At 70.8% G+C, this 23,305-nt stretch carries 25 protein-coding genes and 5 pseudogenes; 16 read left to right on the top strand and 14 right to left on the bottom strand.

Annotated elements, in window-relative coordinates:
* Positions 1 to 120 precede the first annotated feature (120 nt).
* Positions 121 to 285: a hypothetical protein gene (locus tag IE207_RS32205; protein WP_190187865.1), complete on the bottom strand. Its 165-nt coding sequence runs from the start codon at positions 283 to 285 to the stop codon at positions 121 to 123.
* Between the two features lie 117 nt (positions 286 to 402).
* Here IE207_RS32205 and IE207_RS32200 point away from each other — a divergent pair, with 117 nt between their 5' ends.
* Genes IE207_RS32200 through IE207_RS32185 form a run of 4 tightly spaced genes read left to right on the top strand, consistent with a single transcriptional unit; the run spans position 403 to position 3,198 of the window.
* Positions 403 to 927: a hypothetical protein gene (locus IE207_RS32200; RefSeq protein ID WP_190187864.1), complete on the top strand. Its 525-nt coding sequence runs from the start codon at positions 403 to 405 to the stop codon at positions 925 to 927.
* A gap of 2 nt (positions 928 to 929) precedes the next feature.
* Positions 930 to 2,141: a sensor histidine kinase gene (locus tag IE207_RS32195; RefSeq protein ID WP_190187863.1), complete on the top strand. Its 1,212-nt coding sequence runs from the start codon at positions 930 to 932 to the stop codon at positions 2,139 to 2,141.
* A complete protein-coding gene (locus IE207_RS32190; RefSeq protein ID WP_190187862.1) occupies positions 2,138 to 2,803 on the top strand; it encodes a response regulator transcription factor in 666 nt (221 codons plus the stop codon). The genes IE207_RS32195 and IE207_RS32190 overlap by 4 nt, the downstream gene beginning before the upstream one ends.
* 29 nt (positions 2,804 to 2,832) lie before the next feature.
* Positions 2,833 to 3,198 (top strand): VOC family protein, encoded by a 366-nt coding sequence (locus IE207_RS32185; RefSeq protein WP_190187861.1) that lies wholly within the window; start codon positions 2,833 to 2,835, stop codon positions 3,196 to 3,198.
* Between the two features lie 23 nt (positions 3,199 to 3,221).
* Here IE207_RS32185 and IE207_RS32180 read toward each other — a convergent pair whose 3' ends face one another.
* Complete coding sequence (locus IE207_RS32180) at positions 3,222 to 3,527, bottom strand: DUF1203 domain-containing protein (protein ID WP_229874263.1); 306 nt, start codon at positions 3,525 to 3,527, stop codon at positions 3,222 to 3,224.
* Here IE207_RS32180 and IE207_RS32175 point away from each other — a divergent pair.
* Together IE207_RS32175 and IE207_RS33660 are read left to right on the top strand one after the other, a co-directional pair.
* Positions 3,475 to 4,086: a Ku protein gene (locus IE207_RS32175; RefSeq protein ID WP_229874258.1), complete on the top strand. Its 612-nt coding sequence runs from the start codon at positions 3,475 to 3,477 to the stop codon at positions 4,084 to 4,086. The genes IE207_RS32180 and IE207_RS32175 overlap by 53 nt on opposite strands.
* Positions 4,077 to 4,268 carry a hypothetical protein gene (locus IE207_RS33660; protein ID WP_229874256.1) on the top strand — a complete coding sequence of 64 codons (192 nt, stop codon included), beginning with the start codon at positions 4,077 to 4,079 and terminating at the stop codon, positions 4,266 to 4,268. The genes IE207_RS32175 and IE207_RS33660 overlap by 10 nt, the downstream gene beginning before the upstream one ends.
* Positions 4,269 to 5,017: 749 nt before the next feature.
* On the opposite strand, the gene IE207_RS32165 is transcribed toward IE207_RS33660, so the two are convergent.
* On the bottom strand, positions 5,018 to 5,179 hold the full coding sequence (locus IE207_RS32165) for a hypothetical protein (RefSeq protein WP_037792689.1): 162 nt from the start codon (positions 5,177 to 5,179) through the stop codon (positions 5,018 to 5,020).
* A gap of 861 nt (positions 5,180 to 6,040) precedes the next feature.
* On the opposite strand from IE207_RS32165, the gene IE207_RS32160 reads away from it, so the two are divergent.
* The gene (locus IE207_RS32160; RefSeq protein WP_190187859.1) at positions 6,041 to 6,556 is read left to right on the top strand and encodes a pyridoxamine 5'-phosphate oxidase family protein; all 516 of its coding nucleotides are present in this window, start codon (positions 6,041 to 6,043) and stop codon (positions 6,554 to 6,556) included.
* Between the two features lie 41 nt (positions 6,557 to 6,597).
* On the opposite strand, the gene IE207_RS32155 is transcribed toward IE207_RS32160, so the two are convergent.
* The gene (locus tag IE207_RS32155) at positions 6,598 to 7,260 is read right to left on the bottom strand and encodes a DUF4232 domain-containing protein (RefSeq protein WP_190187858.1); all 663 of its coding nucleotides are present in this window, start codon (positions 7,258 to 7,260) and stop codon (positions 6,598 to 6,600) included.
* 219 nt (positions 7,261 to 7,479) lie between these two features.
* Positions 7,480 to 7,661 (bottom strand): annotated as a pseudogene (locus IE207_RS33655) (antibiotic acetyltransferase); the annotation flags it as partial.
* Positions 7,662 to 7,906: 245 nt separating this feature from the next.
* Between IE207_RS33655 and IE207_RS32150 the strand changes: the two are divergent.
* Positions 7,907 to 9,826: an SMI1/KNR4 family protein gene (locus IE207_RS32150; RefSeq protein ID WP_190187857.1), complete on the top strand. Its 1,920-nt coding sequence runs from the start codon at positions 7,907 to 7,909 to the stop codon at positions 9,824 to 9,826.
* 191 nt (positions 9,827 to 10,017) lie between these two features.
* On the opposite strand, the gene IE207_RS32145 is transcribed toward IE207_RS32150, so the two are convergent.
* From IE207_RS32145 to IE207_RS32125, 5 genes and pseudogenes are all read right to left on the bottom strand, one after another.
* A complete protein-coding gene (locus IE207_RS32145; RefSeq protein WP_190187856.1) occupies positions 10,018 to 10,602 on the bottom strand; it encodes an ABC-2 membrane transporter-related protein in 585 nt (194 codons plus the stop codon).
* On the bottom strand, positions 10,599 to 10,721 hold the full coding sequence (locus IE207_RS32140; protein WP_417814623.1) for a hypothetical protein: 123 nt from the start codon (positions 10,719 to 10,721) through the stop codon (positions 10,599 to 10,601). Before IE207_RS32140 ends, IE207_RS32145 begins: the two co-directional genes overlap by 4 nt.
* Positions 10,718 to 11,155 carry a hypothetical protein gene (locus tag IE207_RS32135; protein ID WP_190187872.1) on the bottom strand — a complete coding sequence of 146 codons (438 nt, stop codon included), beginning with the start codon at positions 11,153 to 11,155 and terminating at the stop codon, positions 10,718 to 10,720. Before IE207_RS32135 ends, IE207_RS32140 begins: the two co-directional genes overlap by 4 nt.
* Before the next feature lie 161 nt (positions 11,156 to 11,316).
* Complete coding sequence (locus IE207_RS32130; protein ID WP_373304809.1) at positions 11,317 to 11,733, bottom strand: SRPBCC family protein; 417 nt, start codon at positions 11,731 to 11,733, stop codon at positions 11,317 to 11,319.
* A 69-nt stretch (positions 11,734 to 11,802) separates the two neighbouring features.
* A pseudogene (locus IE207_RS32125) lies at positions 11,803 to 12,072 on the bottom strand (XdhC family protein); the annotation flags it as partial.
* Positions 12,073 to 12,155: 83 nt separating this feature from the next.
* On the opposite strand from IE207_RS32125, the gene IE207_RS32120 reads away from it, so the two are divergent.
* Complete coding sequence (locus IE207_RS32120) at positions 12,156 to 12,377, top strand: Tn3 family transposase (RefSeq protein ID WP_190187854.1); 222 nt, start codon at positions 12,156 to 12,158, stop codon at positions 12,375 to 12,377.
* A 294-nt stretch (positions 12,378 to 12,671) separates the two neighbouring features.
* Here the strand turns inward: IE207_RS32120 and IE207_RS32115 are convergent.
* A pseudogene (locus IE207_RS32115) lies at positions 12,672 to 13,574 on the bottom strand (NAD-dependent epimerase/dehydratase family protein); the annotation flags it as partial.
* Positions 13,575 to 13,715: 141 nt separating this feature from the next.
* Here IE207_RS32115 and IE207_RS32110 point away from each other — a divergent pair.
* The gene (locus IE207_RS32110) at positions 13,716 to 14,657 is read left to right on the top strand and encodes a GlxA family transcriptional regulator (RefSeq protein ID WP_190187852.1); all 942 of its coding nucleotides are present in this window, start codon (positions 13,716 to 13,718) and stop codon (positions 14,655 to 14,657) included.
* 55 nt (positions 14,658 to 14,712) lie between these two features.
* Here the strand turns inward: IE207_RS32110 and IE207_RS32105 are convergent.
* Positions 14,713 to 15,277 (bottom strand): annotated as a pseudogene (locus tag IE207_RS32105) (GyrI-like domain-containing protein); the annotation flags it as partial.
* A 122-nt stretch (positions 15,278 to 15,399) separates the two neighbouring features.
* Complete coding sequence (locus tag IE207_RS32100) at positions 15,400 to 16,116, bottom strand: hypothetical protein (RefSeq protein ID WP_190187851.1); 717 nt, start codon at positions 16,114 to 16,116, stop codon at positions 15,400 to 15,402.
* A 258-nt stretch (positions 16,117 to 16,374) separates the two neighbouring features.
* Between IE207_RS32100 and IE207_RS32095 the strand changes: the two are divergent.
* Positions 16,375 to 16,581, top strand: a pseudogene (locus tag IE207_RS32095) (transposase); the annotation flags it as partial.
* A 325-nt stretch (positions 16,582 to 16,906) separates the two neighbouring features.
* Here the strand turns inward: IE207_RS32095 and IE207_RS32090 are convergent.
* Positions 16,907 to 17,683 carry a polysaccharide deacetylase family protein gene (locus IE207_RS32090; RefSeq protein WP_229874254.1) on the bottom strand — a complete coding sequence of 259 codons (777 nt, stop codon included), beginning with the start codon at positions 17,681 to 17,683 and terminating at the stop codon, positions 16,907 to 16,909.
* Positions 17,684 to 18,178: 495 nt separating this feature from the next.
* On the opposite strand from IE207_RS32090, the gene IE207_RS32085 reads away from it, so the two are divergent.
* From IE207_RS32085 to IE207_RS32065, 5 genes are all read left to right on the top strand, one after another.
* Positions 18,179 to 19,405 (top strand): serine hydrolase domain-containing protein, encoded by a 1,227-nt coding sequence (locus IE207_RS32085; RefSeq protein WP_190187850.1) that lies wholly within the window; start codon positions 18,179 to 18,181, stop codon positions 19,403 to 19,405.
* Between the two features lie 478 nt (positions 19,406 to 19,883).
* Positions 19,884 to 20,612 (top strand): two-component system response regulator CseB, encoded by a 729-nt coding sequence (gene cseB, locus IE207_RS32080; protein WP_229874252.1) that lies wholly within the window; start codon positions 19,884 to 19,886, stop codon positions 20,610 to 20,612.
* A 17-nt stretch (positions 20,613 to 20,629) separates the two neighbouring features.
* On the top strand, positions 20,630 to 21,922 hold the full coding sequence (locus tag IE207_RS32075) for an ATP-binding protein (protein WP_190187870.1): 1,293 nt from the start codon (positions 20,630 to 20,632) through the stop codon (positions 21,920 to 21,922).
* A gap of 144 nt (positions 21,923 to 22,066) precedes the next feature.
* Positions 22,067 to 22,255, top strand: coding sequence for a hypothetical protein (locus IE207_RS32070; protein WP_190187849.1), 189 nt, complete (start codon positions 22,067 to 22,069; stop codon positions 22,253 to 22,255).
* A gap of 198 nt (positions 22,256 to 22,453) precedes the next feature.
* The gene (locus IE207_RS32065) at positions 22,454 to 23,227 is read left to right on the top strand and encodes an ABC transporter ATP-binding protein (protein ID WP_190187848.1); all 774 of its coding nucleotides are present in this window, start codon (positions 22,454 to 22,456) and stop codon (positions 23,225 to 23,227) included.
* The last annotated feature ends 78 nt before the right edge of the window (positions 23,228 to 23,305 follow it).

Below are 23,305 nucleotides of genomic sequence, written 5' to 3'. Positions count from 1 at the left end.
CCACTACACTCCCGACGCGCCCTCCTGACCAGGCCAGATAGCGAAACGCTGCTGGAGTACTAGGAGCGAGAGCACGGGACCGCGCCCGAAACATGGCCCATGCGCCGGCCGGCCGTGGCGTCAGCCGGCCGGGGACCACCCCGGGAGGGCCGGCAGGACCTTCTCCGCGACGCGCAGCAGTGCCGCGTCGTCCAGGAGGCCGCCATCGGTCCGCCAGACGCTCATTTCGAACGAATCGCCCTGGTCCTTCCCGTCCGTGGCCACCGACAGGACCCGTGCAGACACGCCCGGTCCGGCCCGCCGGAGCGGGCCGCCGCCACGGCGACGCCCGGCCCGGATCTCCACCCCCTTCTCCACCCCCGGGTCCAGGTGCGGAAGGCGGCTCCGCAGCAGTCTGGAGGCATGACAGCAACCGAGTGGATCACCGACATAGCCCTCGTCCTGATCGTCTTCCGGCAGCTGCGGGAGGGCCGTCTGGACCAGAAGACCTTCCTGCTCCCGCTGGCGATCGTGGCCTTCGTGGGGTACTCGTACCTGGACTCCGTCCCCACCGACGGCAACGACCTCGTCCTGATCGGCGCCCTGACGGCCGTGGGCGCCGCGCTCGGCATCGCCGGCGGCATCTACACCCGGATCCGCAGCCTCGACGGAGATCTCCTGATCAAGGCGGGCGCCGTGTCGGCGGTCCTCTGGATCGCCGGGATGGGGGCCCGGATGGGCTTCCAGACCTGGGTGGAGCACGGCGGAGGCGCCGACGACGTGGCCCGGTTCAGCCTCACCCACCACATCACCAGCCAGCAGGCGTGGGTCACGGCCTTCGTCCTGATGGCGCTCACCGAGGTCGTCACCCGGGTGGCCACGATCTACATCCGCAGCCGGGCCGTGGCGACGGCCGCTACCCGCCCCGTGCTCGGCACCACGGTCTGACCGTGCCGTATCTTCGGCCTGTGCCCGCAGACCAGAGCGCCCCGCACCCCGGCGACGACACCGGCCGGAGTGCGGGCGCGCGCCCTGTACCGGGGCACGACGTGCGCGTGCAGTGGGTGGTCTCCCTCGCGGTCGTCGTCGTGGGACTCCTGACGATCCGGCCCATGGGGCCGAGCGGCCGGGGCCTGGCCGTGGCAGCCCTGTTCGTGGTCAACTCCGCCGCGCTGCTGGCCCGCCGGCTGCCCGAACACAAGGTCCCGCCGCGCATCGCCGTCGGCTGGCTCACGCTCGGGGTCGTCGCGGCGGCCGCCCTGATCGGCCTCAGCAGCAGCGGAACGGGCTACCTCTTCGCCTTCTTCCTCGCCGGCCACATCGGATACCGGCTGGAGACCAGGCAGGCCCTCGTCGTGGCGGGATTCTGCAGCCTGCTCTGCGGTGCCGTGCTGTACTTCCGCCTGGGACCGGGGCACGAGGCGCTGCCCTGGGTGTTCGGCCTCACCACCGGCGCCCCAGTCCTGATCGGCATCGTCAACCGCAGCCAGCGACAGGCCGTACGGGCGGCGATCGACGCGGCGGAGTCGGCCGAACGCGCCGCCCGCGCCGAGGCGCGCACCGCCGTGCTGACCGAACGCGGCCGGATCGCCCGGGACGTGCACGACGTCCTGGCGCATTCCCTCGCCGGGATCAACATGCAGCTGGAGCTGGCCGACGCGCTGATCGACACGGGGGACCTGGAGAAGGTGCGCGAGGCCCACACCAAGGCCCACCGCCTCGTCAAGGAGAGCCTGAAGCAAGCACAGTGGACCGTCCACGCCCTGCGTGAGGACGCGCTGCCGCTGCGGGAGACCCTGGCCTCGATGCTCGCCTCCTCGGGCCACCGGGACGTCCTCACCGTCACCGGGACGGTGCGCGAGGTGCCCGCCCAGACGGTCCAGAACCTGCTGCGGATCGCCCAGGAGGCCCTGACCAACGCGGCCCGGCACGCTCCCGGAGGAGCCGTCTCCATGGAGCTGGAGTTCGCCCCGGCGTCGACCGTGCTGAGGATCCGCAACCGCCCCGCCACCCGCCCGGCGGTCCCGGGCGCGGGCAGCGGGATGGGACTGATCGGCATGCGCGAACGCGTAGCCTTGCTCGGGGGAACGCTGACCGCGGGCCCGGTCACGGAAGGCCCGCACCAGGGCGACTGGCAGGTGGAGGCAGTGATCCCTCAATGACCGGACCCGCAGCACAGGCGCAGAAGTTGAAGGTGGTCGTCGCCGACGACCAGGCCGCCGTCCGCGAGCCCCTCGCCGCGGTCCTCGCCCTGGCCGAGGGCATCGAGGTCGTCGCGGCGGCGGCGAACCCCACCGAGGTGCTGGCGGCGGTCGCGGCCGGCCCGGTGGACGTGGTGCTCATGGATCTGAGGATGCCCGTCATGGACGGGATCGAGACGACCCGCCGGCTGGCCGGTGAGTACCCGGCCGTCGCCGTGGTGGTCCTGACGACCTTCGCCGACGACGACTCGATCCTCGGCGCGCTGGGCGCGGGGGCCCGCGGCTACCTGACCAAGAACGCCGGACGCCAGGACATCACCCGCGCGATCCGGGCCGCGGCCGCCGGCCAGTCCGTACTCGACCGCGAGGTCCAGGACCGCCTCCTCGCCACCGCCAGGACCCACGCGCCCCCGGCCGACCGTCCCCTGCCCGAGGACCTCACCCCGCGCGAACGCGAAGTCCTCGCGCTGATCGGCGAGGGCCTGCCCAACCGGGGCATCGCCGAGCGGCTCTTCATCAGCGAGGCCACGGTCAAGACGCACATCAACAACCTGTTCGCCAAGGCCGGGATCCGCGACCGTGCGGACGCCGTCCGCCGCGCCATCGCCGCGGGTCTGGCCTGAGCTGTCACCCACCCACCCAGGAGTCGCCGATGTCCGTCCGCCGCGTCGTACCCCATGTCCGGTCGGAGGCCATGGAGGAGAGCCGGGAGTTCTACGGCCTGCTCGGCTTCGAGGAGGTCATGAACCACGGCTGGGTCATGATGCTCGCCTCCCCTTCCAACCCGACGGCGCAGATCAGCCTCATGGCCGGGGACAAGACCGCACCCGTCACCCCCGACATGAGCATCGAGGTGGACGACGTGGACGCGGCCTACGCGGCCGTGCGCGAGAGCGGCGCGGAGATCGTCCACTCCCTGCGGGACGAGGAATGGGGGGTACGCCGCTTCTTCGTCCGCGACCCCAACGGCCGGGTGATCAACGTACTGGGCCACCGATCAGATCCGGTGCCTGGCTGAACTCAAACCGGAAGGATGATCCGTCAAGGCCGGCGCACCTCGTAGAGGAAACAGCCGCACTCCACCGCCCGTACGTGCACGAGCGCGACCTCCGGGGAGGGGAAGGCCGCGCGCAGGGCCTGGTCCACGGCCTCCTGCGCCCGCGCAGGATCGTCCGGCACCCGTATGATCCCCCACCCGCTGCGATCCTCGCCGGTGTACCGTCGGAACGCCCGCAGCGCTCCGGTCTCGGCGAACGGATGGCCGGCGGCGGGATCCGGCCCCTCACACGGGCCGGTGTGCAGGAAGACCGGGACCGCTTCGTCATGGGCTCCCGGTTCGGCGCCCACCCCCGCCGCTCACCTGCGCAGCGGGGCGACTGCGACAGGCGCCCTCATCCCGGTCACCGACGAGGACTTGGACGCGCTGCCCCTGCCCACCGCGAAGGTGATTGAGATCGTCGCGTTCGTGCCCACGGAGAGCATCGACCTCATCCGTATCGGCTCCTCCTCCTACCTGGCCGCCGAGGGCGTCGCCGCGAAACCGTACGAACTGCTGCGCCAGGCGTTGGAGCTGTCTCCGAAGGTGGCGGTGGCGAAGTTCGCGATGCGTGACCGTGAGCGGCTCGGGCTGCTGCGGGTGCTGGACGATGTGATCGTTTTGCGCGGGATGCGTTGGTCGGACGAGATCCGGGAACCCTCCCTCGTCGACGTCCCCGAGGTGGAGGTCTCCGACGAGGAGGTCGAGGAGGCGGTCGCGCTCGCGGACACCCTTTCCGGGAGGGATCTCGGCGAGATGCACGGCAAGTACCGCGAGGCTTTGGAGAAGCTGATCGAGGCCAAGCCGCAGGCACCCGACCCGAACCGGTCGAGGCACCGGCACCCGCCTCGGCGGAGGTCGTGGACCTGATGGCCGTGCTGGAGAAGTCCGTCAGTGAGGCCCAAGCCTCCCGCAGCAGCACCGGGGGCACCGACGCCACTGTCCACGACCTGCCCGCGAAGAAGACCAAGAAGACGGCAGCGGCAAAGAAGACCGCCGCGAAGCAGACTCCGGCGAAGAAGACAGCCGGCCGCAAACCCCGCAGCGCCTGACCGGGGGTGGTGCCTACACGCCCGGTGTGGGCCTCATCGTCCGACTCGGCTTCGCCTCGAGCATGGTGCCTGCAGGGCGGGAACTCCTTCTTCCGGGCTCTGCTCTGCCCCGACCGAGCCGGTCACCTCACCTGGGTGACGCTGGCCGGTCCCGCTGGTTTCCAGGCACCCCCCGCCCGGCAACGGCCCCCCCGAGCCGCGTGACCTCGTCGGGTATGCCGTATGATTGATCTTGAGTCCGCAGCTTCACCAGTTGCCGGGCCTGGCGTTGGTGGTCCAAGGAAAGACACCCCACTTCCCGTGGGGGGATGCAGGTGCAAGGCCTGCCCAGCGCTCCACAAGGTCTCGTCTCCTTCCAGAGGAAGGAGACGAGACCTTCCTCGTTCCCGAGACGGGCCGGTGTCCTGTCGGCCACCCCTCCCGATCGCGCGGGCAGCGCCTCGACCGGCGCACCGCTTAGGGCGGTGCGAGCGCGGGCGGCGCGCAGCGGTCTCCTTGCCCGGTGCCTTGCGTGTCCTGCGGGGTGCGGGGCCGGGAGGCCGCTGGTGGTTGGAGGTGAGCAGGTTCCCCCTGCTGCGTCCCGGCGGCTCTCCCGGTTGCCGCGCGCATACCCCGTACCTGGGATTTTTACCGCGTACCGGGTGCCTGCGGACCCGACGGTACAACGGCGGCGGCCTGCCCCCGCTCTGGGGACGGGCCGCCGCCGTTGTACCGCTGCGCTGGTGTGAAAGTGACGTCGGCTGGTGCTGCTACCAGCGGTACCAGCGTCCGCTGCCGCCCTTGGGTCGGGCGACGAAGCCGATGAGCCACAGCACCAGGACGGCGATGGCGACCCACCAGAGGATCTTCACCGCGAATCCCGCGCCGAAGAGGATCAGAGCCAGCAGAAGAACGAGAAGCAGGGGAACCATAGTTATCAACCTCCGAGCCCTCGCTTGCCCTGCTCCTGCCCGCCCATGCGTTCGATCTTATGCGTTTCTTATCCCGGCAGCTGGGCACGAGATACCGCCGCACCGCACCGCCCCGCACTGTGCCGTGCCGGACCGGCCGGGCCGTGACCGGGGTGGTATCACTCGGGGAGGCCCGGTGTGTGCCCCGGGAACGACGACGCGTCCTTCGCCTGTGGCGTACGGGGTGAACGCCTCGATGCCGCGGTCGATTGGTTGCCCGGCTGCTGGCCCACGACGAGATCGAGTCCCCGCGGGGCCGACGGTCGCTTCACAGGTGCTGGCCCTCCCCGGGGCGTGATGCGCCGGTTCCGCCTCGGTGACCGGTGACCGGTGACCGGTGGCCGGCCCTGGCCGACGACCTGACGGGCTGTCCGGCTGCTCCACCGACGAGGACGCCGACGCACTGGCGGAGTTTGCGGCGGGGGAGTTCGGGGCGTCGCTGCGCCGGCTGACCTCCCCCGGCACGGGGCCGTTGGCGGTGCCGGGGGAGGTGCGGGCACCTCACCCGGCTTCGCGGCCGGTCTGCGAAAGGGGCCCGCCAGGAGCGGGCTCTTGGGCAGGCGGCGCACTCTCATATGGACGCACCATGCCGGGCATGACCACCAACGTCGAGTTCGGCCTGGACGTCGCTACGGGCAGGGCGGTCCTGGGCTGCCCCCCCCCGGCTGTCCCAACCCCGAGCGCAACAGTTACCTGATTTATGTGGCTCGCCGCCACGGCGTGGCCGCCGCCGGTCGGCGCCCGAAACCGATCGGGTGACGTCCGAAGGCACGGGCATGTCGGCCGTGCACTCCCCGCATCTTCGGGCGAGGCTGGAGGCCCATGAACACCTCACCCATGCCCGACACCCGGTTGGACGAGCGCTACAGCGACGAGGAAGCGGCCGCCGTCCCGTGGTCGACGGCCGTGGCGGAGCTGACCGCGGCCGAGCTGTACTGGCTCACGACCGTACGTCCCGACGCGCGCCCGCACGTCACGCCGCTCATCGGTGTCTGGGCGGACGGCGCGCTTCACTTCTGCACGGGTTCGTACGAGCGCAAGGCCGAGAACCTCCGCGGCAATCCGAACGTCGCGCTCACCACCGGAAGCAACTCCCTCCACGGGGGCCTCGACCTGGTCGTCGAGGGCGAGGCGGTGCGGGTGACCGACGCCGGACGGTTGCGTGCGCTCGCCGCGGCGTGGGAGGCGAAGTACGGCGCGGAATGGCACTTCGACGTCGGCGACGGCGTCTTCGTCAACCCCGGTACCGGGGAGGCGGTGGTCTTCGCGGTCGCCCCGCGCACGGTCTTCGGCTTCGGCAAGGCCCCGTACAGCCAGACCCGCTGGCGCTTCGCCTGAGCTTCGGCGCCGGGCGGGTCCAGGGCACGCGCGACACAGCGCTAGAGGCTGAGAGCGTCCTCGGCGTTGACCATCCAGGCCGTCACGGAGTTCTTGTCGGGCGAGACGTACAGACCGGGAGTCGACGCCTTCAGCGGGGTCTGCTCCAGGTCCGACTCCGTGTTCATGGTCAGCCCGATCGAGTTGACGGTCTTGCCCTTGCCGTCGTTGGCGCCGCCCATCAGCCCGGCGTACGCCGACTCCCCCGGGTCGAGCCTGATCGCGTCCTCGATTCCGGGAGCCGTGCCGCGCTCGGTGGCCCGGCCGGCCAGGTCCCCGAAGGTCACGATCGGATGCCCCAGTGCCCTGCACGCCTTGGTGCCCTTGTTGGTGATCTTCAGCAGGTAGCTGCTCGTCGTGGGCTCCGCCAGGGTCGCGGTGAACTTCACGTCGAAGGTGCTGCACGGGAAGACGTCGAAGCCGGGATCGGTGGAGGACTTCGTCGGCTTCGGCAGCTTCGCCGGCTTCGACGTCGTCGACGGCTTGGCCGACGCGGTCGGCTTGGCCGGCGTCGGCGGTACGGCCGGCGTCGCGGACTTCGCCGGGCTCGCGGTCGACCCGCCGGCCCCGCCCCCCGCGGTGTCCTCGGAGGGTCCACAGGCAGTCAGGGCGGCCAGTGCGGATACGGCGGCGAGGACGGCAGCGGCTCTGGGTACGGTGCTCATGTGTGGTTCCCCCCGATGAGAAGCGCGAAGTGCGCCGGCTGGACTGGGCCTGAGGATTCGAGCTGAGCACCAGCGTCCGGCAGAACCTTCACAGGTTGATGACGGTGTGTTGCCGAGTCCACCACGATCGCCTCGGCGCGCCGCGCCCGCCGCGCGAGCCAGTGCCGCCTCAGGCAACGTTCGCCCCCTCCTCGTCTGCTGTTCGTGAGGGGCCGGTGCTCAGGTCCGGGGAGCGATCTCTTCGAGGTCGTCGACGGTGCCGGACATGATGGCCCGGATGTGTGCGGTGAAGTGCTCTGCGGGCCAGTCCCACCAGGCGAGGTCGAGAGACGGGCGATGTCGTCGTTGTGGCGGGTGCGGATGAGTCCGGCCGGGTTGCCACCGACGATGCACCACCCTGGCCGACACGGTCGCCGCCGCCCTCACGCTCGTCACGAGCAGCCGCTGATCCTCACCGCACCACAGCCAGCCACCGAGGAGGAATCATGATGGAACGCGTGTACCTCAACAACCGCAGCGGCGAGCGCCGCATCCTCGTCAAGTTCGACGAAGCCGTCCTGGAGAAGGTCTCGGCTATGTGGAGTCCTACGGTGCCGGATGACATCGCGACACCCCGTTGTCGGTGCCCGCTGCGAGGATCACCGGCATGGAGATCAAACATGTCGACTGGCGGAACTTTCTGGCCCGGTGGAGCGAGGAGTGGGCGGACGCGCACGGTGACGTTGAAGAGCTGAGCCCTGACGACGTCGCAGCATGGCAGGGCAGATGGCTCGGCGTCGATCCGGCCACCGAGGCAGACATCGCTGCGATGGAGAACCGGCTCGGCCGCGCGATGCCGCCCTCCTACCGCGAGTTCCTGCGGGTCAGCGACGGCTGGCGGCACGCCGGCGCCTTCGTCTGGAAACTGGCCGGCACCCGCGAGGCGCACTGGCACGACGACGCGATGGGCCTCGGCGAGGATTTCGACGAATTTTGGGGCGAGGAGGACAACCCCGAGGAAGTGCGGGCGCAGGTGGGCCTGTGGTCCCGGGCGCTGCAACTGGACGTCGAGTCGGATATCACCTTCGTGCTACTCGACCCGCAGGACGTGGGACCGGACGGCGAGTGGGCGGTGCGGGTGTGGGCTTCCTGGCGGGCCCAGGGGGACCCTGAGCGCTATCCGTCGTTCGCGGCGTTCATGGTCGCCATGCACCAGGAGTTCCACGCGCACGCGCCCGGCCGGGACGGCGAGGACAGCCCCGCATTCGTCAACGGGACGACCCGGGCCCAGGACGCCGCCGTATCCCGGGCCCGGACCGCAGCACTGCGCGGCCGGCACGAAGAGGCGGCCGCCCTGCTGGAGGAAGCGCAGAAGTACGGCCGGCCGTACGCACTCGAACTCCTGAATCAGATAGCGCAGCTGGAGGGATCGCGTGGGCGCGGGGTCCAGCCACCGCACCCCGACAACCCACGCTTCCTCAGCGAACAGCTCCCCTTGACGGCCGCCGATCTGCTCAACAGCGGCCGGCCCGCAGAGGACTGGCATTACTCCGACCCTGCCATCTTCCCCGACACCGCCCGGGCCGCAGCTGACATCCAGCGCGCCGTACGCGAGGGGACGTACCGCTACCGGCCCGGCGGAGCGTTCGGCGCGGCCGTCCATGAGGCCCGCGAGCAGGCCCGGTGGGGCGACACCGATGCCGCCTGGCACATTCTGCGTGCCGCGATCCCGTTGTGGGAGCCGCTCGGCCCGGGCCACATCGCGCCGGTGGGCCTGCTCGCCGACCCGCTGCTCGCCCCTGTACTGACCGCGGAACGGCGCCTCGAACTCCTGCGGACCCCGCGCGGCGGCGAGAGCGGCCCGGCCCCGGTTCCCGCCGGCGACCGGAACCCCGACGGCCTGTCCTGGCTCGTCCGGCCCGGCGGGCTGCGCCCCTGGCAGACATCGGTCAGCGACTACCGGATGATCCTCGTCGAAGGCGTAGCCCCGGACGAGCTGCCCGCGCTGCTCGGCTCATCGCCCGGCACGGTGCTCTCCCCGCCCCTGCGGCAGTGGGATGTCACCCGGCACCACCGATCCGGCCAGCAGGTCTTCTCCAGCTACGACGACAAGGCGCTTCTCAGCGTCGGACGGGCCGGGTCGGGCTGGAGTTTCGCCTTCGAACAGGTCCCTTCCGCAGGATTCGACACCGCGCGCTTCGTCTCTCCCGCGCCGGCCGTCTCGGCCGGCGGGGGGTGGGCGATCGTGATCTGGCACGAGTGGCGCCAGGGCATCCCGCTCTTCCACGTGTCGGCCGCCAAGGGCGGCACCCTGCGCTACGCGTTCACCGTGCGCGCCGGGACGCTCGAAGCCACCGTCGGCGACGTACCTGGCGAACTGGCCTCGGCCACCCTCGGGTTCGATGCCCCCGACGGGGACGGTCAGGCCGCGGCGGCAGCCCGCGTCCTGGACGCCATCGCCTGCCTCCACGGTGTCACCCTGCCTCGCCTCGCCCTCACCGAGGGCCGGCTGCACACCTTCGAGTCGCTCTCCTGGAGCCGCCCTCCCGGCCCCGGAGAGACGTACTTGACGATCAGCATCAGCTAACCCCGCTGGCCCCGGCCTCGGGACTGGTAGGACCAACAGAACAGTGGGTGGCGGCAGTGATGATTCCGCTTGTGGGTCTGGTAGATACAACCAGTTTCGAGAACTGCTCTGTACCGCTTGTGTGTACCGCCGGTACACACAAGTGGTACACGTCAAGCGCTGTCGGTCACGATGTCTCCATGTTGCAGCGGTCAGCGGTGCCGGCGGCGCAGGAGCGCGAAGGCCGCGACGATCGCGGCGGCGGCGAGGGCCGGCACGAGCGCACTCTCGACCGGTTGCAGCGGCCAGAAGTGGGACTCGGGGTGATAGCGGGTCCCGATGAAGTCGACCGGACCGGAAATGTTCCCCTCGCCCCCTCGCGCGGGCCCGTCGAGGGTGGGCCAGAACCAGGGGCGGGTCAGGACGAGGGCCGCCGTGACGATCCCGACCATGGTGACGGCCGCGGCCATGGCGGGTACCGTGCGTCCGATCAGCAGACCGGCCAGGGTGCCCACGGCGACGCCGAGGAGGGCATAACTCACCGCCACCGGCCCGATCACCTGGTAGACGGGGACTTCGTGCCACTGGAGCAAGGTGGAGAACACCGTGCCCGGATGCGGCATCCGAGTCCGCGGCCGGCCGGTCGCAGCCAGGTCCTCTGCCAGTGACTGGATGTACCAGCGGCCGGCGGGCAGGGCGATGGCGGCCAGCAGCACGAGGGCGAGAGCCGCCCACAACACGCGGCGGTGCAGGCCGATCGTGACTCGAACAGGGCCGCGCAGGTCCAGGAGGGTCATGCCCCAGCCTCCATGGCCGTGGTGAGCAGGGCCGGGACGCCCGGGGCGCCCAGGTGGGCGAGCACCAGTTCCTCCAGGGTGGGTTCGTCCACCTGCCGGCCTTCGCCGTCGGTACTCACGGGCCCCTCCGGACGGATGAGGGCAGTGAGTTGGTGGTGCCCTCCCGTCCGTACACGGCAACACAGCGGGCGACAGCAGACAGGGCGAACACAGTGGCCAGCTGCGCGTCGTCCAGAGCGAGACGCGGTGTTGCGCCGTCGCCAGCGAGGGCCAGGACGGCTTCGGCGACGGCCGTTTCCATGGGGATGCTCTCCAGCCACTCGATGTCCGCCGGCCCCATTACCACGCGGCGGCATGGGAAGAAGTCGGGGCCGGCCAGGACGGATTCGGTCAGCAGCCCCGAGGCCCGCTGGCGCATGCAGGCGGCCGCGGTCGGGCTCACGGCGCCCGCCGCCGCGGCGGCAACGACGGCTTCCGGGTCAGCGGCGAGGTACCCGCGCATCAGATCCAGGGCGCCCGTTTCGCCGGCGATCTGTTCCGTGCTGGTCGTCATGTCGCCGCCCGGCTACGCCGCGGGCCTGGCCGGGACAGCCACGATCCAGTTCAGGACCGTGCTCCGTGCCGCGGCATGCCCAGTCGCGGCACCGCAGTACGGCGCGTCTTCCGCAAGTGGCGCGCCTGAGCGGGGCGGTGCGGGGCTCCGGCCCCGTGCGCTCAGCCGCTCATCGCCTCGCAGTACCGCTTCAGCCCGGCCGCCTCCATGTCCACGTACCGGCGAGTCAGCTTGCCGTACGCCAGCGCGAGCAGCGGCGCCATGAAACCCTTCTGCCGCAGGCCGAGCACGACGCGGGACCGGCCCGCGCCGAGCGGCTCGATCCGGTGCGTACTGATCGTGGTGAACACCGGGTTCTGGGAGCGCCACTCGAAGCTGCGCCCGGCCTCCATCTCGGTGACCTGCCACACCTCGGTCGCCAGCTTGAGCTGCCGGACCTCCGCCTCGCTCCCGACCGCCACCGGGCCGCCGGACAACAGCCGTACGCTCGTCTTCGACACCGTCCAGCGAGGCCAGCCCTCGATGTCGGCCAGCAACTCCCACACCCGCTCCGGCGCTGCCGCGACATCCACCGTCACCTTGTACCGCAGTTGCGTTCCCCTCTTCGAAGCCGATCCCCCACGGTACGGCCAGTCGCGTGGTGACGTTCACTCAGCACGTTCTTCCTGTTCGAAGGTCCGGAGCAGGTCGGCCGCGACGCTCACCGCGATCGTGGCGGTTTCCTTGCCAGTGATCTCCGTGATTCCAATGGGGGTCTTGATCCGAACGATGGCGGCGTCGTCGTGGTCGCCCTCGCTGGACAGGTGTTGCCGGAACCGCGCCCATTTGGCAGCTGAGCCGATCAGTCCGATCGTGCCGAGACCTGCGGTGCGCAGGGCGGCGTCGCACAGTGCGGCGTTCTCGGCGTGGTCGTGGGTCTTGGGTCAACGACGGCCAGCCGGCCGGGCCCGGCGAACGCTGGCCGTCCCGCTCGGCCTTCGCACCGTCCATCGTCTTCCGCATGCTCGACATCGGCTTCTCCCAGTGGATCGGCTTCGGCCAAGGCGGCGTCATCACCGACAACGATCCCGGCGAGCAGGAGAAGACCGCGAAATTCAATGCGCTGCTCACGAACGCGGTGATCTTCCACAACGCCCTGGACATCGCCGAGATCGTGCGCCAGCTCCAGGAGGAGGCCACGCCGTCGGCCCCGAGGACCTGGCCCGGATCTCGCCGTACCTGACCGAGCACATCAAGCGGTTCGGCGAGTACTCCACCGACGAACTCGGCATCCAGCCTGAGGCTTACGATCCGGAGCTGAACGTCGACTTCACCCAGCTCCGCGGAGACGAACCGGCCGCCTCCGGTTTCGATACAGCCGCCTGACCGGGCAGAACACCGGCCCGGGCCACGGTGCTCTGCCGAGCACACGCCCAACAGCGGACAAAGCGGACCTGTTGGTGTCCACCCCCGCTTGATCGCGGGTGCCCCCCATGTGCGTCACAGCATTCCCCCAGTGCGGCCTACCTACCGTTCGTCAGGCTCCGGGCCGGCCGTGCTCCGCCGCCATCTCGCCGAGGACCGTATCGAGCGGGGTGGGCGCGATGTTCAAGAGCTCTGCGGTGAACGACGCATCAAGGATGTTGGGGCGATCATACAGATACAGCATTTCCGGGAACTCCGCCATGACCGAATCGGTTCGTCCGATCGCCTGCAACTCGGCCTTCGTCATGTGTGTCAGCTCGGGGCTGGGTACGGCAGCTGCCCGGGCCAGATGTGCGGCCAGCTCGCGAACCGGGGCCTGGGAGATGGACGGCACATGCCAGGCGCGGCCCCAGGACTTCTCATTGCGGGCGGCGGCGATCAGTGTCCGGGCCGCGTCCGTGGTGTAGGTCCAGCTGTGTGGGGCGTCGAGATCTCCCGGGTACGAGGCGGGCCCACCTCTCAGCACCTGTGCCCCCACCATGAGCGTGAACGGCGAGTACGCGACCGCACCGAGGTAGTCACTGGCCCGGACCTCGGTCACCCGCACCCGGCCCTTCTCCTGGGCGGCGAGTGCGTCGTGCCACATCTGGGCCCGGACGCGACCCTTGACGCTGATTGGCGCCATGGGAAGGTCCTCCGTGGCGGGTCCGTCAACGGGGCCGTAGCCGTAGGTGTTCCCGAGCATGACGTAGTCCGCTCCGCTTCGTTCCGCTGCCGCCAGCAACGAGGCGGCGAGCGGTGGGAACTCGGACGGCCAACGGTCGTAGGCCGGCATGGCGCAGTTGAACAGGGCCGCCGCCCCGCGGGTCAGCTCGATCAGCCGCGCGGTATCGGTGGCGTCGGCGGCCACCCGCTCGATCCGATCGTGCGCTGGTCCGCTGCCCCGGCGAGTGATGAGCCGGACCTGCTGGTCGGCGTCCGCCAACAGCCGTGCGGCGGCCGATCCCGCGGCTCCGGCTCCAACGATGACGTACAAGGACACGTGCGCACTCCCTGGTCGAAGAGTTGGGACTGGCCCGCCCCAACGGCTCCACCCTCGGCCATGGGTGATCCGTAAGGTAGTGGCCCGAATGCCAAACAACCGGAGGTTCGGGCCATGCACCGAGTTGCCGTCGTCGCGGTACCCCCTGCCACCACCTTCGACCTGTCGATTCCGGAGCTCGTCCTCGGCGAGACGATCAAAGACGGTCGCCCGGGCTACCAGGTGCGCGTCTGCACCGCCTACCCCGGTCCCGTTGCCACCAGCAGTCTGGAGGTCACCGTCCGCCATGGACTGGAGGTCGTCGACGACGCCGACACCGTCATCGTGACCGGAACCGGTGCCCGCGAGGACATCGAGCCGAGTGTCCTCGCGGCGCTGCGCCGCGCGTCGGCCGCGGGTAAACGCATAGCCGCGATCTGCACAGGAGCGTTCGTTCTCGCCCAGGCCGGGCTGCTCGACGGCCGCAGCGCCACCACCTACTGGGCCAAGTCCGAGGAGTTCTCCGCCCGCTTCCCCTCTGTCCAGCTGCGGCCCGACGTGCTTTACGTCGAGGACGGCAATGTCCTGACTTCCGCGGGGCTGTCCGCCGGCATCGATCTGTGCCTGCACCTGGTCCGTTCCGACTACGGCGCCGCGACGGCCAACGCCGTCGCCAGACTGGTCGTGGCGGCACCGGTGCGACCGGGTGGGCAGGCACAGTTCATTGCGAGGCCACTGCCCCCCGAGACGGGCACCTCGCTGGCCGCGACCCGGGCATGGGCGCTCGATCGCCTGCACGAACCGCTCACCCGTGCTGACCTCGCCGCTCATGCGACGACCAGCGTCCGCACGCTGACGCGCAGGTTCCACGACGAAACAGGCCTGAGCCCGTTGCAGTGGCTTCTCCACCAGCGCGTGATCCGGGCGCAGGAGCTCCTGGAGACAACGGACCTGCCGATGGGCCAGGTTGCCCAGCTCAGTGGCCTCGCCACCACGGACTCCCTGCGCCAGCACCTGTCGAGAAGGACGGGACTCACTCCCAGCGCGTACCGCGCCGCCTTCACTCAGAACCAGTAGATCAAGGCAATATGACGGCTCGGCGTCGGCAGAGGTTTTTTTGATGCCGCTGTGTTCAGCCGTGCGCCGGCTCCACCGGGAGCCACAGTTCGGCGTCGGCCCTGGTCCTGTCCGACGACGGGCGGGTGCGCAGGATTTCGGGGCCGGCGCAGGTGTGGTGCGGGTTCGACGGGAACCACTCGGTGAACACGTCCCCCATAGCTCCTGGATGGCCTGCGGCGCCGGCCCGGAGGTGGTGAAGACTGCCCAGGTGCCTGCCGGGACGAGCAAGGCGGTCGTGCCCTCCGGAGCGGCAGCGGAGGTGATCACGCCTTGGTGGTAGTCGAGTTCGGTGCCCTCGGCGCGGCTGGGGTCCAGGTCGTCGCAGACCGCAACGATGCCGTGCGGCTCCTGGTCCGACAGTTTCTCCAGGCGCTCCAGAGCCTGCGGGGCGATCCCGCGGACAAAGTTCGTGATCGCCGGTTCGGGCCCGCGTGCTCCAGCGGTACCCGGGTCTTGAACCCGACGACGGTGAAGTCCGCCTTGTCCACGATGCGGTACCGCATACTGCTGCTCCCTTCGATTGTGAGGCGGAAGGCCATCCGGGACTGGGAGCTGAGTGCCGCGCCGGTGCGCCGGGCCATTCTTGAGGCAAGTTGGATGGGAAAGCCCCGCACCTGGCGGTGCGGGGCTCTGTGCTGCGACCAGGCTGGGCCGGGCAGGTCCGGGCCGTGTTGAGCTGGGCCGGCCCGAGGGCGGCCGGTCAGGCCTTGCGGATGTTGTAGCCGAGGGTCGTGCCGACGCAGCTGGTGCTCCGGAACGAGCCGCTGACGACCCATCCGGTGGGGATGGGGGAGTAGGAGCACACGGTGGCGGAGTTCTGGCCGGCGGTGTTGCCGATGTTGTAGGCGACCCCGGTGCCGGTGCAGTTGCTCGTGCTGTACGCGCCAGTGACGACCCACCCTGCGGGGATGGGGGACTGGGAGCACACGACCCCGTAGCTCTGGCCGGCGGTGTTGCCGATGTTGTAGGCGACGCCGGTGCCGGTGCAGTTGCTGGTGCTGTACGAGCTGGTGATGACCCATCCGGTGGGGATGGGGGACTGGGAGCACACGGCGGCGGAGTTCTGGCCGGCGGTGTTGCCGATGTTGTAGGCGACCCCGGTGCCGGCGCAGTTGCTCGTGCTGTACGAGCTCGTGATGACCCACCCTGCCGGGATGGGGGACTGGGAGCACACGGAGCCGGAGTTGAACCCGCTCGTATCGGCGATGGTGTACCAGACACCGGTGGTGCAGCCGCTGCCCCGGTACGAGCTGGTGATGACCCAGCCGGCCGGAATGGCGGCGTCGGAGCAGACGTTCGCGCTGCCCGCAACCCGCTGAGGGGCGGCCTGCGCCTGCGCGGTCGCGGCGGTCATCGCACCCAGCAGCAGCAACACGGCCGTCACCAGGTGCGGTATGCGGGTCCGTAAGGTCTTCAAGGTCGTCCTCAGATCTTCTCAGTGCTCTACGACTGCATGACTAGGTCGATGCAGGTGAGACGGATCAAACCCTTGTTGATCATCTCGGCTGAGATGGTGTCAGAGTTGCCCCGGAGGCACCAGTTCCCCCAAGAGCGCCCTTCGCCCGGGACGTCACTGTCAAGGAACGAGTCAGACCCCCGAACGATGCCTCCACCATGCTCACTGTCAGGGGTCATGTTCCAGTACCTCAGCGACGCCGCTACCGCTCCCACCGCGCGGTTGCTGAACAGGGCAAACTGGGACGCAGACAGCGTCCGTGACGACGACCTCCAGTCCTATGTCGACGGGCATCTCGGTGAGGACGGCGGGGTGCTCGTTGTCGACGACACCGGCTTCGTCAAGAAGGGCATCACCCCGGCCGGGGTCCAGCGCCAATACTCCGGCACCGCCGGCCGCACCGAGAACTACCAGATCGGCGTCTTCGCCCGTCTCGGCTACTCCCGTTGTTGTTGGATGACGACGAGTTCCCCACGGGGCGACGCGGCAATGGATGTCGGCCGCGCCCATGGACGTGCAGTCGTCCCGTACGCCATCAGCTTGACCTCCCACGCGTCCGCCGAGGGGCCGCCGGCCAGCCGGGCGGCGAATCCCTTGGCGAGGAGGTCGGAGGCGACCACGGGGGCTATGGCCTCGAGGCGACAACCCGGCGACGAACCGACGGCGGCGGGGGAGGCTGGGGGCGATGTCGGCGGGACCGGGACGCCCATCCCGCCGACATCGCAGGCCAAGCCGCGCCCCGCCGCCGCGGTCACGGAGCTTGCGACGCGAGGAACTCGCGCAGGTCCACGACCGCGTACTCCTCCTCCAGGGCCGCGTCGATGATCTTCGGCAGGGCCTCGGCGTCGAGTACCACCCCGTCACCCGTGCTGCTCCCCACATGCATCTGCAGGACGGCCCCGGGCTCCAGCGAGTCCACCGCCCTGCGTACCGCCTCGTTCACGGTCATGCCGCCGGCCGGCCCCAGGTAGCCGTTCGTGTCGTTGGTGAACTCGATCGCCGCGTAACCCAGGTCGTTGACGTCCGCAACCGAATCCTCGGTCGTCGAGCTGTACGGGAACCGGAAGAACGGCAGGGGCTCGGCCCCCGACGCCTTACGGATCGCCGCATCCGCCGCGCGGACCTCCCGCGCCCGCTCCCGCGTACTCAGGTCGTCGAAGTAGGGGTGGCTGTAGGAGTGGTTGCCCAGCCCGTGCCCCGCCTCGGCCATCGCGCGCACGGCCGCCCGACGGGCCTCGGCGTACATCCCCGTGGGGAAGAACGTGGCGGGCGCCCTTCGTCGGCGCAGCTCCGCCAGTACCGTGCCCAGGCCGCTCTCGTCCCACGCGGCGTTGAAGGTGAGCGCCACCACCCTGCGGGACGTGGGTAGCCGCCGGATCTCTCGCCCGAGAAGCCCCGCCGGCGGCCGGGGGCCCGCGACGGGAGCGGTCCCGCGCCCCCGGGCCGTCGGCGCGGCCAGAGTGTTCGGACCGGGCCCCAGCCCCGCGGCCAGCAGCGCCTCCAACACGGCACGTCGTCCCACAGTCACCTCGGTCGCTCCCTCGGGCACCGCGCCACCCCGCGCGGCGCTCCCACGAGTGTGCGAGAGCAGCGGGTGAGGGTCCCGCGCGGCCGTGCCGGGCAGCCGGGTGATCTCTGCGAGCCGCACCGACGGGGCCCGGTGTAGGCGGTGCGCTGACGTCTGCACCGGCGCGACGAGCGCGAGGCCGTTCGCCGTGCGCCCACCCGGCCGCCGCGGGCCGGGGATCCCTTCGCCGGACCCGTCGTCAGGGTGCCCGTCTGTGACCCGGCGGTGGTTCACCGTCCTACTGAGCCGTCTCTTCCGGATCTTGCCTGACCCGCGCCGCCCGGCACGATCAGGGCTTCTGCGGAGGTTTGCAGGAATCTGGAGGCGCCGGCGGTGCCGGTGTCCGCGGCCGCTCCCGCGGCCCAGGTCGCCGCCCCGGATCCGGTTTCCTACGCTGTGAAGGTCGGCTCGGGGATTCGGATACCGCTCGAAGACGTGCGTCAGAGGTGATGCTCCATGGGCCGGTACCGCACGCTCACCGTCGCGGCCGCCGCCTCCCTCCTGCTGACCGCGCTGTGCGCGGGCCAGGCCCCCGCCGCCGCCCCGCCGGGCCGGGTCGGCATCGACGACGTAATCGCCGAGGAGCTCGACGACGCGATCACTGGGGCCATGCGCGAGGCCGGCATCCCTGGTGTGGGCGTCGGCCTGTGGATCGACGGCGACGACGCCTACGTACGCGCCTTCGGCACCTCCGACAAGACCACCGGCACCCCCATCAAGACCGACATGCACACCCGCGTCGGCAGCGTCACCAAGACCTTCACCATCACCGGCGTCCTCCAGCTCGTCGACGACGGGAAGGTACGGCTCGACGCGCCGATCTCGACTTACCTCAACGGGGTGCCAGGCGGCGACCGCATCACCGTCCGGCAGCTCGGCGAGATGCGCAGCGGCCTCTACGACTACACCGAGGACCCGCGCTGGCTGGCCGCCTTCAAGGCCGACCCGTACCGCGCCTGGACCCCGCAGCAGCTGCTGGACATCGCCTTCCGGCATCCGGCGAACTTCACGCCCGGGGCGCGCTGGGAGTACTCGAACACCAACACCGTCCTGCTCGGCCTGCTCGTCGAGAAGATCAGCGGGCAGCCACTGCACACCTACCTGCAGCGGCACGTCTTCGCACCGGCCGGCATGCACGCGACCTCGCTGCCGACCGGCGCTGAGATCACCAGTCCGTACGTGCACGGCTACACGAACTTCACCCCGGACGGCGCGACCGTCGACGCCGCCGGCTGGAACCCGTCCTGGGGCTGGGCGGCCGGCGCGACGATCTCCACCATCGACGACCTGCACACCTGGGTTCCGACCCTGGTCCGCGGGCAGCTGCCGGACGGCGACCGGCTGCTGGCACCGGACACCCAGGCGCAGCGGCTGCGCATGCTGCCCACCGGGCACCCTGGGTTGGGCTACGGGCTCGGCATCGCCGATTTCAACGGCTGGATCGGCCACAACGGCGAGCTCCCCGGCTACGAGACCATCGCCGTCCGCCTCCCGCAGGACCGCGCCACCCTGGTGATCGTCGTGAACTCCGACGTCGATGGGAAGTTCGGCAACCTCAGTTCCCTCATCGCCAGCAGGATCACCAAGATCGTGACACCGAAGCACGTCTGGTCCCTCCCGAAGGAGGCCCAGCCCAATGCGCTCCCGGAACCGTCCGCACCGCCCGCGTCGCCGAAACCGTAGGACCTCCGACGACCTCCGGTGACCTTACGGGCATGAGAACCGCCGACCCGCGGATTCCTATGCTCGGGCCATGATCATCATGTCCTGAGGGGTTCCCAACCCTATAGCGCGGGTTCGATTCCCCTCATCCGCTCTTGAACGAAAGCCCTGGTCAGACATCAGGGCCTTCGTTGTTGTGCCGGCAGCCCGGTGGCCTTTTGTATCCGGGGCGTGTCGGAGGGGGCTCGGGCTGGTATCGAACCGGAGTGTCCGGCGAGTCACCCGACGGCATGCCGGGCGCCGTCGCCTGACGGCCGGCAGGGACGCGACCTGCGGTTTCTCCGGCTGCGAGGAGGGTGGCCCCATGGCTGCGGGTGTCCGTACGAGGCGCTGGCCTGTCCGCTAGCTGCCGTATCGTTCCGATTGCGGGGCGGTCGCCCGCACGTCGGGGCCGTGAAGCCGGCCCGTCCGCGCGTCCGTCGTTTGAACAGGAGTGCCTTTGTCGTCGCCCGTCTCCTCCGCGCAGACCGCCCGCGTGCTCCTCGTTGAGGACGATGACCTGATCCGCCGGTCGTTCTCCATCGCCCTGGAGCGCTATGGCTACGACGTGCGGGCCGTCTCCGACGGCCTCGCCGGGCTCGAAGCCTTCCGTGAGCACGACTTCGACCTGTTGATCCTTGACGTGATGCTGCCCGGCCTCGACGGGATCGGGCTGTGCCGCCGGGTCCGGGAGACCAGTCTGGTGCCGGTGCTGATGATGTCCGCGCGCGGCGACGGGCTGGACGTGGTCGCCGGACTGGAGGCCGGGGCGGACGACTACATCGTCAAACCGGTCGAGACCTACGTCCTGGTGGCCCGCATACGTTCGCTGCTGCGGCGTGCCACGTACTCGCCCGTCCCCGCAGAGGGACCGGCTCAGGCCGGCAGCCGGCCGGCCGGGGCGGACGTGCTGGAGTTCGGGGACCTGAGGATCGACACCGCCGGGATGGAGGTGTTCCTCGCTGGCCGGCCGGTGGCGCTCACCCCGACGGAGCTCAAGCTGCTGCTGGAGTTCGCCGCCCACCCCGGGGTCGTGCTCGAGCGGCACACCCTCCTGAGGGACGTCTGGGAGTACGGCTGGGACGGGGACAGTCGGGTCGTCGACCTGTGCGTGCAGCGGCTGCGCCGGAAGGTGGGCCGGGACCGGGTCGAGACGGTCCGGGGCTTTGGATACAAGTTCCGGCGGTGAGCGTGCGTTCCCTCCGCATGCCGTGGGCGGGCCGCGCCCCGCTGCGCCGGAAGATCGCCGCGCTCGCCGCGGCCACGGCCCTGCTCGTCGTGGCGGCGGTCGGCGTCCTGGTGCACCTGTGGACCGCCCAGGACATTCGCAGCCGGGGCGAGGCACGGGCGATGAACACCCTGTACGCGGCCATGGACGTCTACCGCCGCACCGGCGTCCTCACCGACGGCGCCGAACTCGATCCCGACGACCTGCCCGCCGCCCTAGGGGCCCCGGCTGACAGCGAACGGCACCACGTCTACGACGGGCAAGCCGACGGCAACGTCGGGCCGAGCGTCTGGGCGGCCCAGCGCACCGGTGGCCGGGGCAGCCCGGTCCTCGCCGTCCAGATCAACCTGAGCCCGGACCGCGCCAACTTGTCGCGCCTCGACGCGGCCATGGCGGTCGCCTCACTCGTCGCGCTCGCGGGCGCCGTTCCCCTGGCCGTCTACGGCGCGGGCTTCCTGTCCCGGAGACTGGGCCGGGTCGCCGAGACGGCGGCGCGGATCTCCGCCGGGGACCTGGACGCCCGCTCCGGGCCTACGAAGGGCCGTGACGAAGTCGCGGACATCGCCGCGACCGTCGACCGGATGGCCGACAGCCTTGCACTGCGGCTGCGCACCGAGCGCCGGTTCACCGCGGACGTGGCCCACGAACTGCGCACCCCCGTCGGGGGATTGCTCGCCGCCGTCGACCTCCTTCCTGACGGCGAGACCGAGGACCTGCTGCGGGCCCGGGTGCGTGACCTGCGCGACCTGGTCGAGGACCTCCTGGAGATCTCCCGCCTGGACGCCGGCGCCGAAGAAGCGGTCCGCGTCCGGGTGCCGCTCGGTGCCGTGGTCGCCGAGGCGGTCTCCCGTACCGGTCTCGCCGCCGAGGTCACCGAGGCCGCTGAGGCCGTCGCCGACGGCGGCGCGCGGACGGTGGAGACCGACCCGCGCCGCCTGGAGCGGATCGTGGGCAACCTCGTCGTCAACGCGCACCGCCACGGTGCCGGCCCGGTCCAGGTCACCGTCGACGGACCGACGGTCGTCGTCCGTGACCACGGCCCCGGGTTCCCGTCCGACCTGCTGCTCCACGGCCCGCGCCGCTTCCACACCGGCGCCCGGGAACGCGGCTCGGGTCACGGCCTGGGGCTCACCATCGCCTTCGGCCAGGCACGCGTACTCGGCGCCGAACTGCTGCTGGCCAACGCCCCGGACGGCGGGGCCGTCGCCACCCTCCGGCTGCCCCCCGTGACGGACGCCCGCGGGGTCGGCACGCCGTGGAGCGGGCACTGATACACGGCAGCCCAGGGGCCGATACCTTGCTCCGTCACTCTTTGACGGACACCGTCTCCTGTACCGGACCCGGCGCGGGACCCACTGCGAAGAGGCCACCGTGAACCCGTCCGTCCGCACCACCGCCCTGTCCCGTGGCGTCCTGTGCATCGACGCTCTCACACGGGCCTGTCCCTGCTGCTCGTCGGCGGCGGTGTCACTGCGAAACCCGCGGCGGGCGAGACGGGACAGACCGCCGGAGTGCCCGGTGTGATCGGGTTGTTCCTCGGCGGGACGCTCCTGGCCGTCGGCGCGCTTGCCCGCTTCGTCGCCGGCCAGGCCGGACACCGGTAACGGCGGCGCCCCTCCCGGGCCTCCCCGTGGTGTCCGCGCCCCCTACGTGTGGACACCGCGGGGAGGCCCTTGTCCGTGCCCGGCTCGCTACAGCCTTGCCGCACGCCCGAGCGGCCACCGATACACGGCGGTCCAGGCCCCGATACGTTCCCCGGAGACCCTTCACGTGCGCTTTCCGTACGAGAAGAGGAGCCCCCTATGACCGCCGACCTCCTGTCGCCGCACCCGACGACCGGCATCGCGGCCGCCACCACCGACTTGTCCAAGGTCTATGGCAGCGGCGACACCCGGGTGGTCGCTCTGGACCGGGTCAGCGTCGCCTTCCGGGAGGGCGAGTTCACCGCGATCATGGGCCCTTCGGGCTGCGGCAAATCCACCCTGATGCACTGCGCCGCCGGACTCGACTCGCCCACGTCCGGGTCGGTACGCGTCGGCACCACCGAACTCGCCCGACTCGGGGACCGGCAGCTCACGCAACTGCGCCGGGACCGCGTCGGGTTCGTCTTCCAGGCGTTCAACCTGCTGCCGACGCTGACCGCCCTGGAGAACATCACCCTGCCGATGGACATCGCAGGCCGTCATCCCGATCGCGCGTGGCTGGACCGGATCGTCTCCATGGTCGGCCTCGCCGACCGGCTCGGCCACCGGCCCGTCCAGCTGTCCGGCGGCCAGCAGCAGCGCGTTGCCGTCGCCCGCGCCCTGGCCTCGCGCCCGGCGATCGTCTTCGGCGACGAGCCCACCGGCAACCTCGACTCGCGCGCCGGGGCCGAGGTCCTCGGCTTCCTCCGGGACTCGGTGCGCGAGCTGGGCCAGACCGTGGTCATGGTCACCCACGACCCCGTCGCCGCCGGCTACGCCGACCGCGTCGTGTTCCTCTCCGATGGGCGACTCGTCGAGGAGATGGCCCGGCCGACCCCGGACCGCGTCCTCGACCTGATGAAGAGCCTGGGCTCCCGCTCCCACGGCAGCTGAGCCGCCTCCGCCGTCCCCCCGTACCGCCCGGGGAAGTCACCGACCTCCCCAGAATCCCTCGGAAAGCCCTGAAGCCCC

Origin of the sequence: Streptomyces cirratus, from assembly GCF_014650775.1 — a bacterium.
In the GTDB taxonomy this organism is placed as follows: Bacteria; Actinomycetota; Actinomycetes; order Streptomycetales; family Streptomycetaceae; genus Streptomyces; species Streptomyces cirratus.
Note: the sequence above shows the minus strand (reverse complement) of the source record. Positions and strands in the feature narration are given on the sequence as shown.

Bases quoted from the DNA above. Each gene is read 5' to 3' on its own strand.
- IE207_RS32200 (WP_190187864.1), top strand. From the start codon at position 403: ATGACAGCAACCGAGTGGATCACCGACATAGCCCTCGTCCTGATCGTC.
- IE207_RS32190 (WP_190187862.1), top strand. From the start codon at position 2,138: ATGACCGGACCCGCAGCACAGGCGCAGAAGTTGAAGGTGGTCGTCGCC.
- IE207_RS32185 (WP_190187861.1), top strand. From the start codon at position 2,833: ATGTCCGTCCGCCGCGTCGTACCCCATGTCCGGTCGGAGGCCATGGAG.
- IE207_RS32165 (WP_037792689.1), bottom strand. From the start codon at position 5,179: ATGGTTCCCCTGCTTCTCGTTCTTCTGCTGGCTCTGATCCTCTTCGGC.
- IE207_RS32160 (WP_190187859.1), top strand. From the start codon at position 6,041: ATGAACACCTCACCCATGCCCGACACCCGGTTGGACGAGCGCTACAGC.
- IE207_RS32155 (WP_190187858.1), bottom strand. From the start codon at position 7,260: ATGAGCACCGTACCCAGAGCCGCTGCCGTCCTCGCCGCCGTATCCGCA.
- IE207_RS32150 (WP_190187857.1), top strand. From the start codon at position 7,907: ATGGAGATCAAACATGTCGACTGGCGGAACTTTCTGGCCCGGTGGAGC.
- IE207_RS32145 (WP_190187856.1), bottom strand. From the start codon at position 10,602: ATGACCCTCCTGGACCTGCGCGGCCCTGTTCGAGTCACGATCGGCCTG.
- IE207_RS32135 (WP_190187872.1), bottom strand. From the start codon at position 11,155: ATGACGACCAGCACGGAACAGATCGCCGGCGAAACGGGCGCCCTGGAT.
- IE207_RS32120 (WP_190187854.1), top strand. From the start codon at position 12,156: ATGCTCGACATCGGCTTCTCCCAGTGGATCGGCTTCGGCCAAGGCGGC.
- IE207_RS32110 (WP_190187852.1), top strand. From the start codon at position 13,716: ATGCACCGAGTTGCCGTCGTCGCGGTACCCCCTGCCACCACCTTCGAC.
- IE207_RS32085 (WP_190187850.1), top strand. From the start codon at position 18,179: ATGGGCCGGTACCGCACGCTCACCGTCGCGGCCGCCGCCTCCCTCCTG.
- IE207_RS32075 (WP_190187870.1), top strand. From the start codon at position 20,630: ATGCCGTGGGCGGGCCGCGCCCCGCTGCGCCGGAAGATCGCCGCGCTC.
- IE207_RS32065 (WP_190187848.1), top strand. From the start codon at position 22,454: ATGACCGCCGACCTCCTGTCGCCGCACCCGACGACCGGCATCGCGGCC.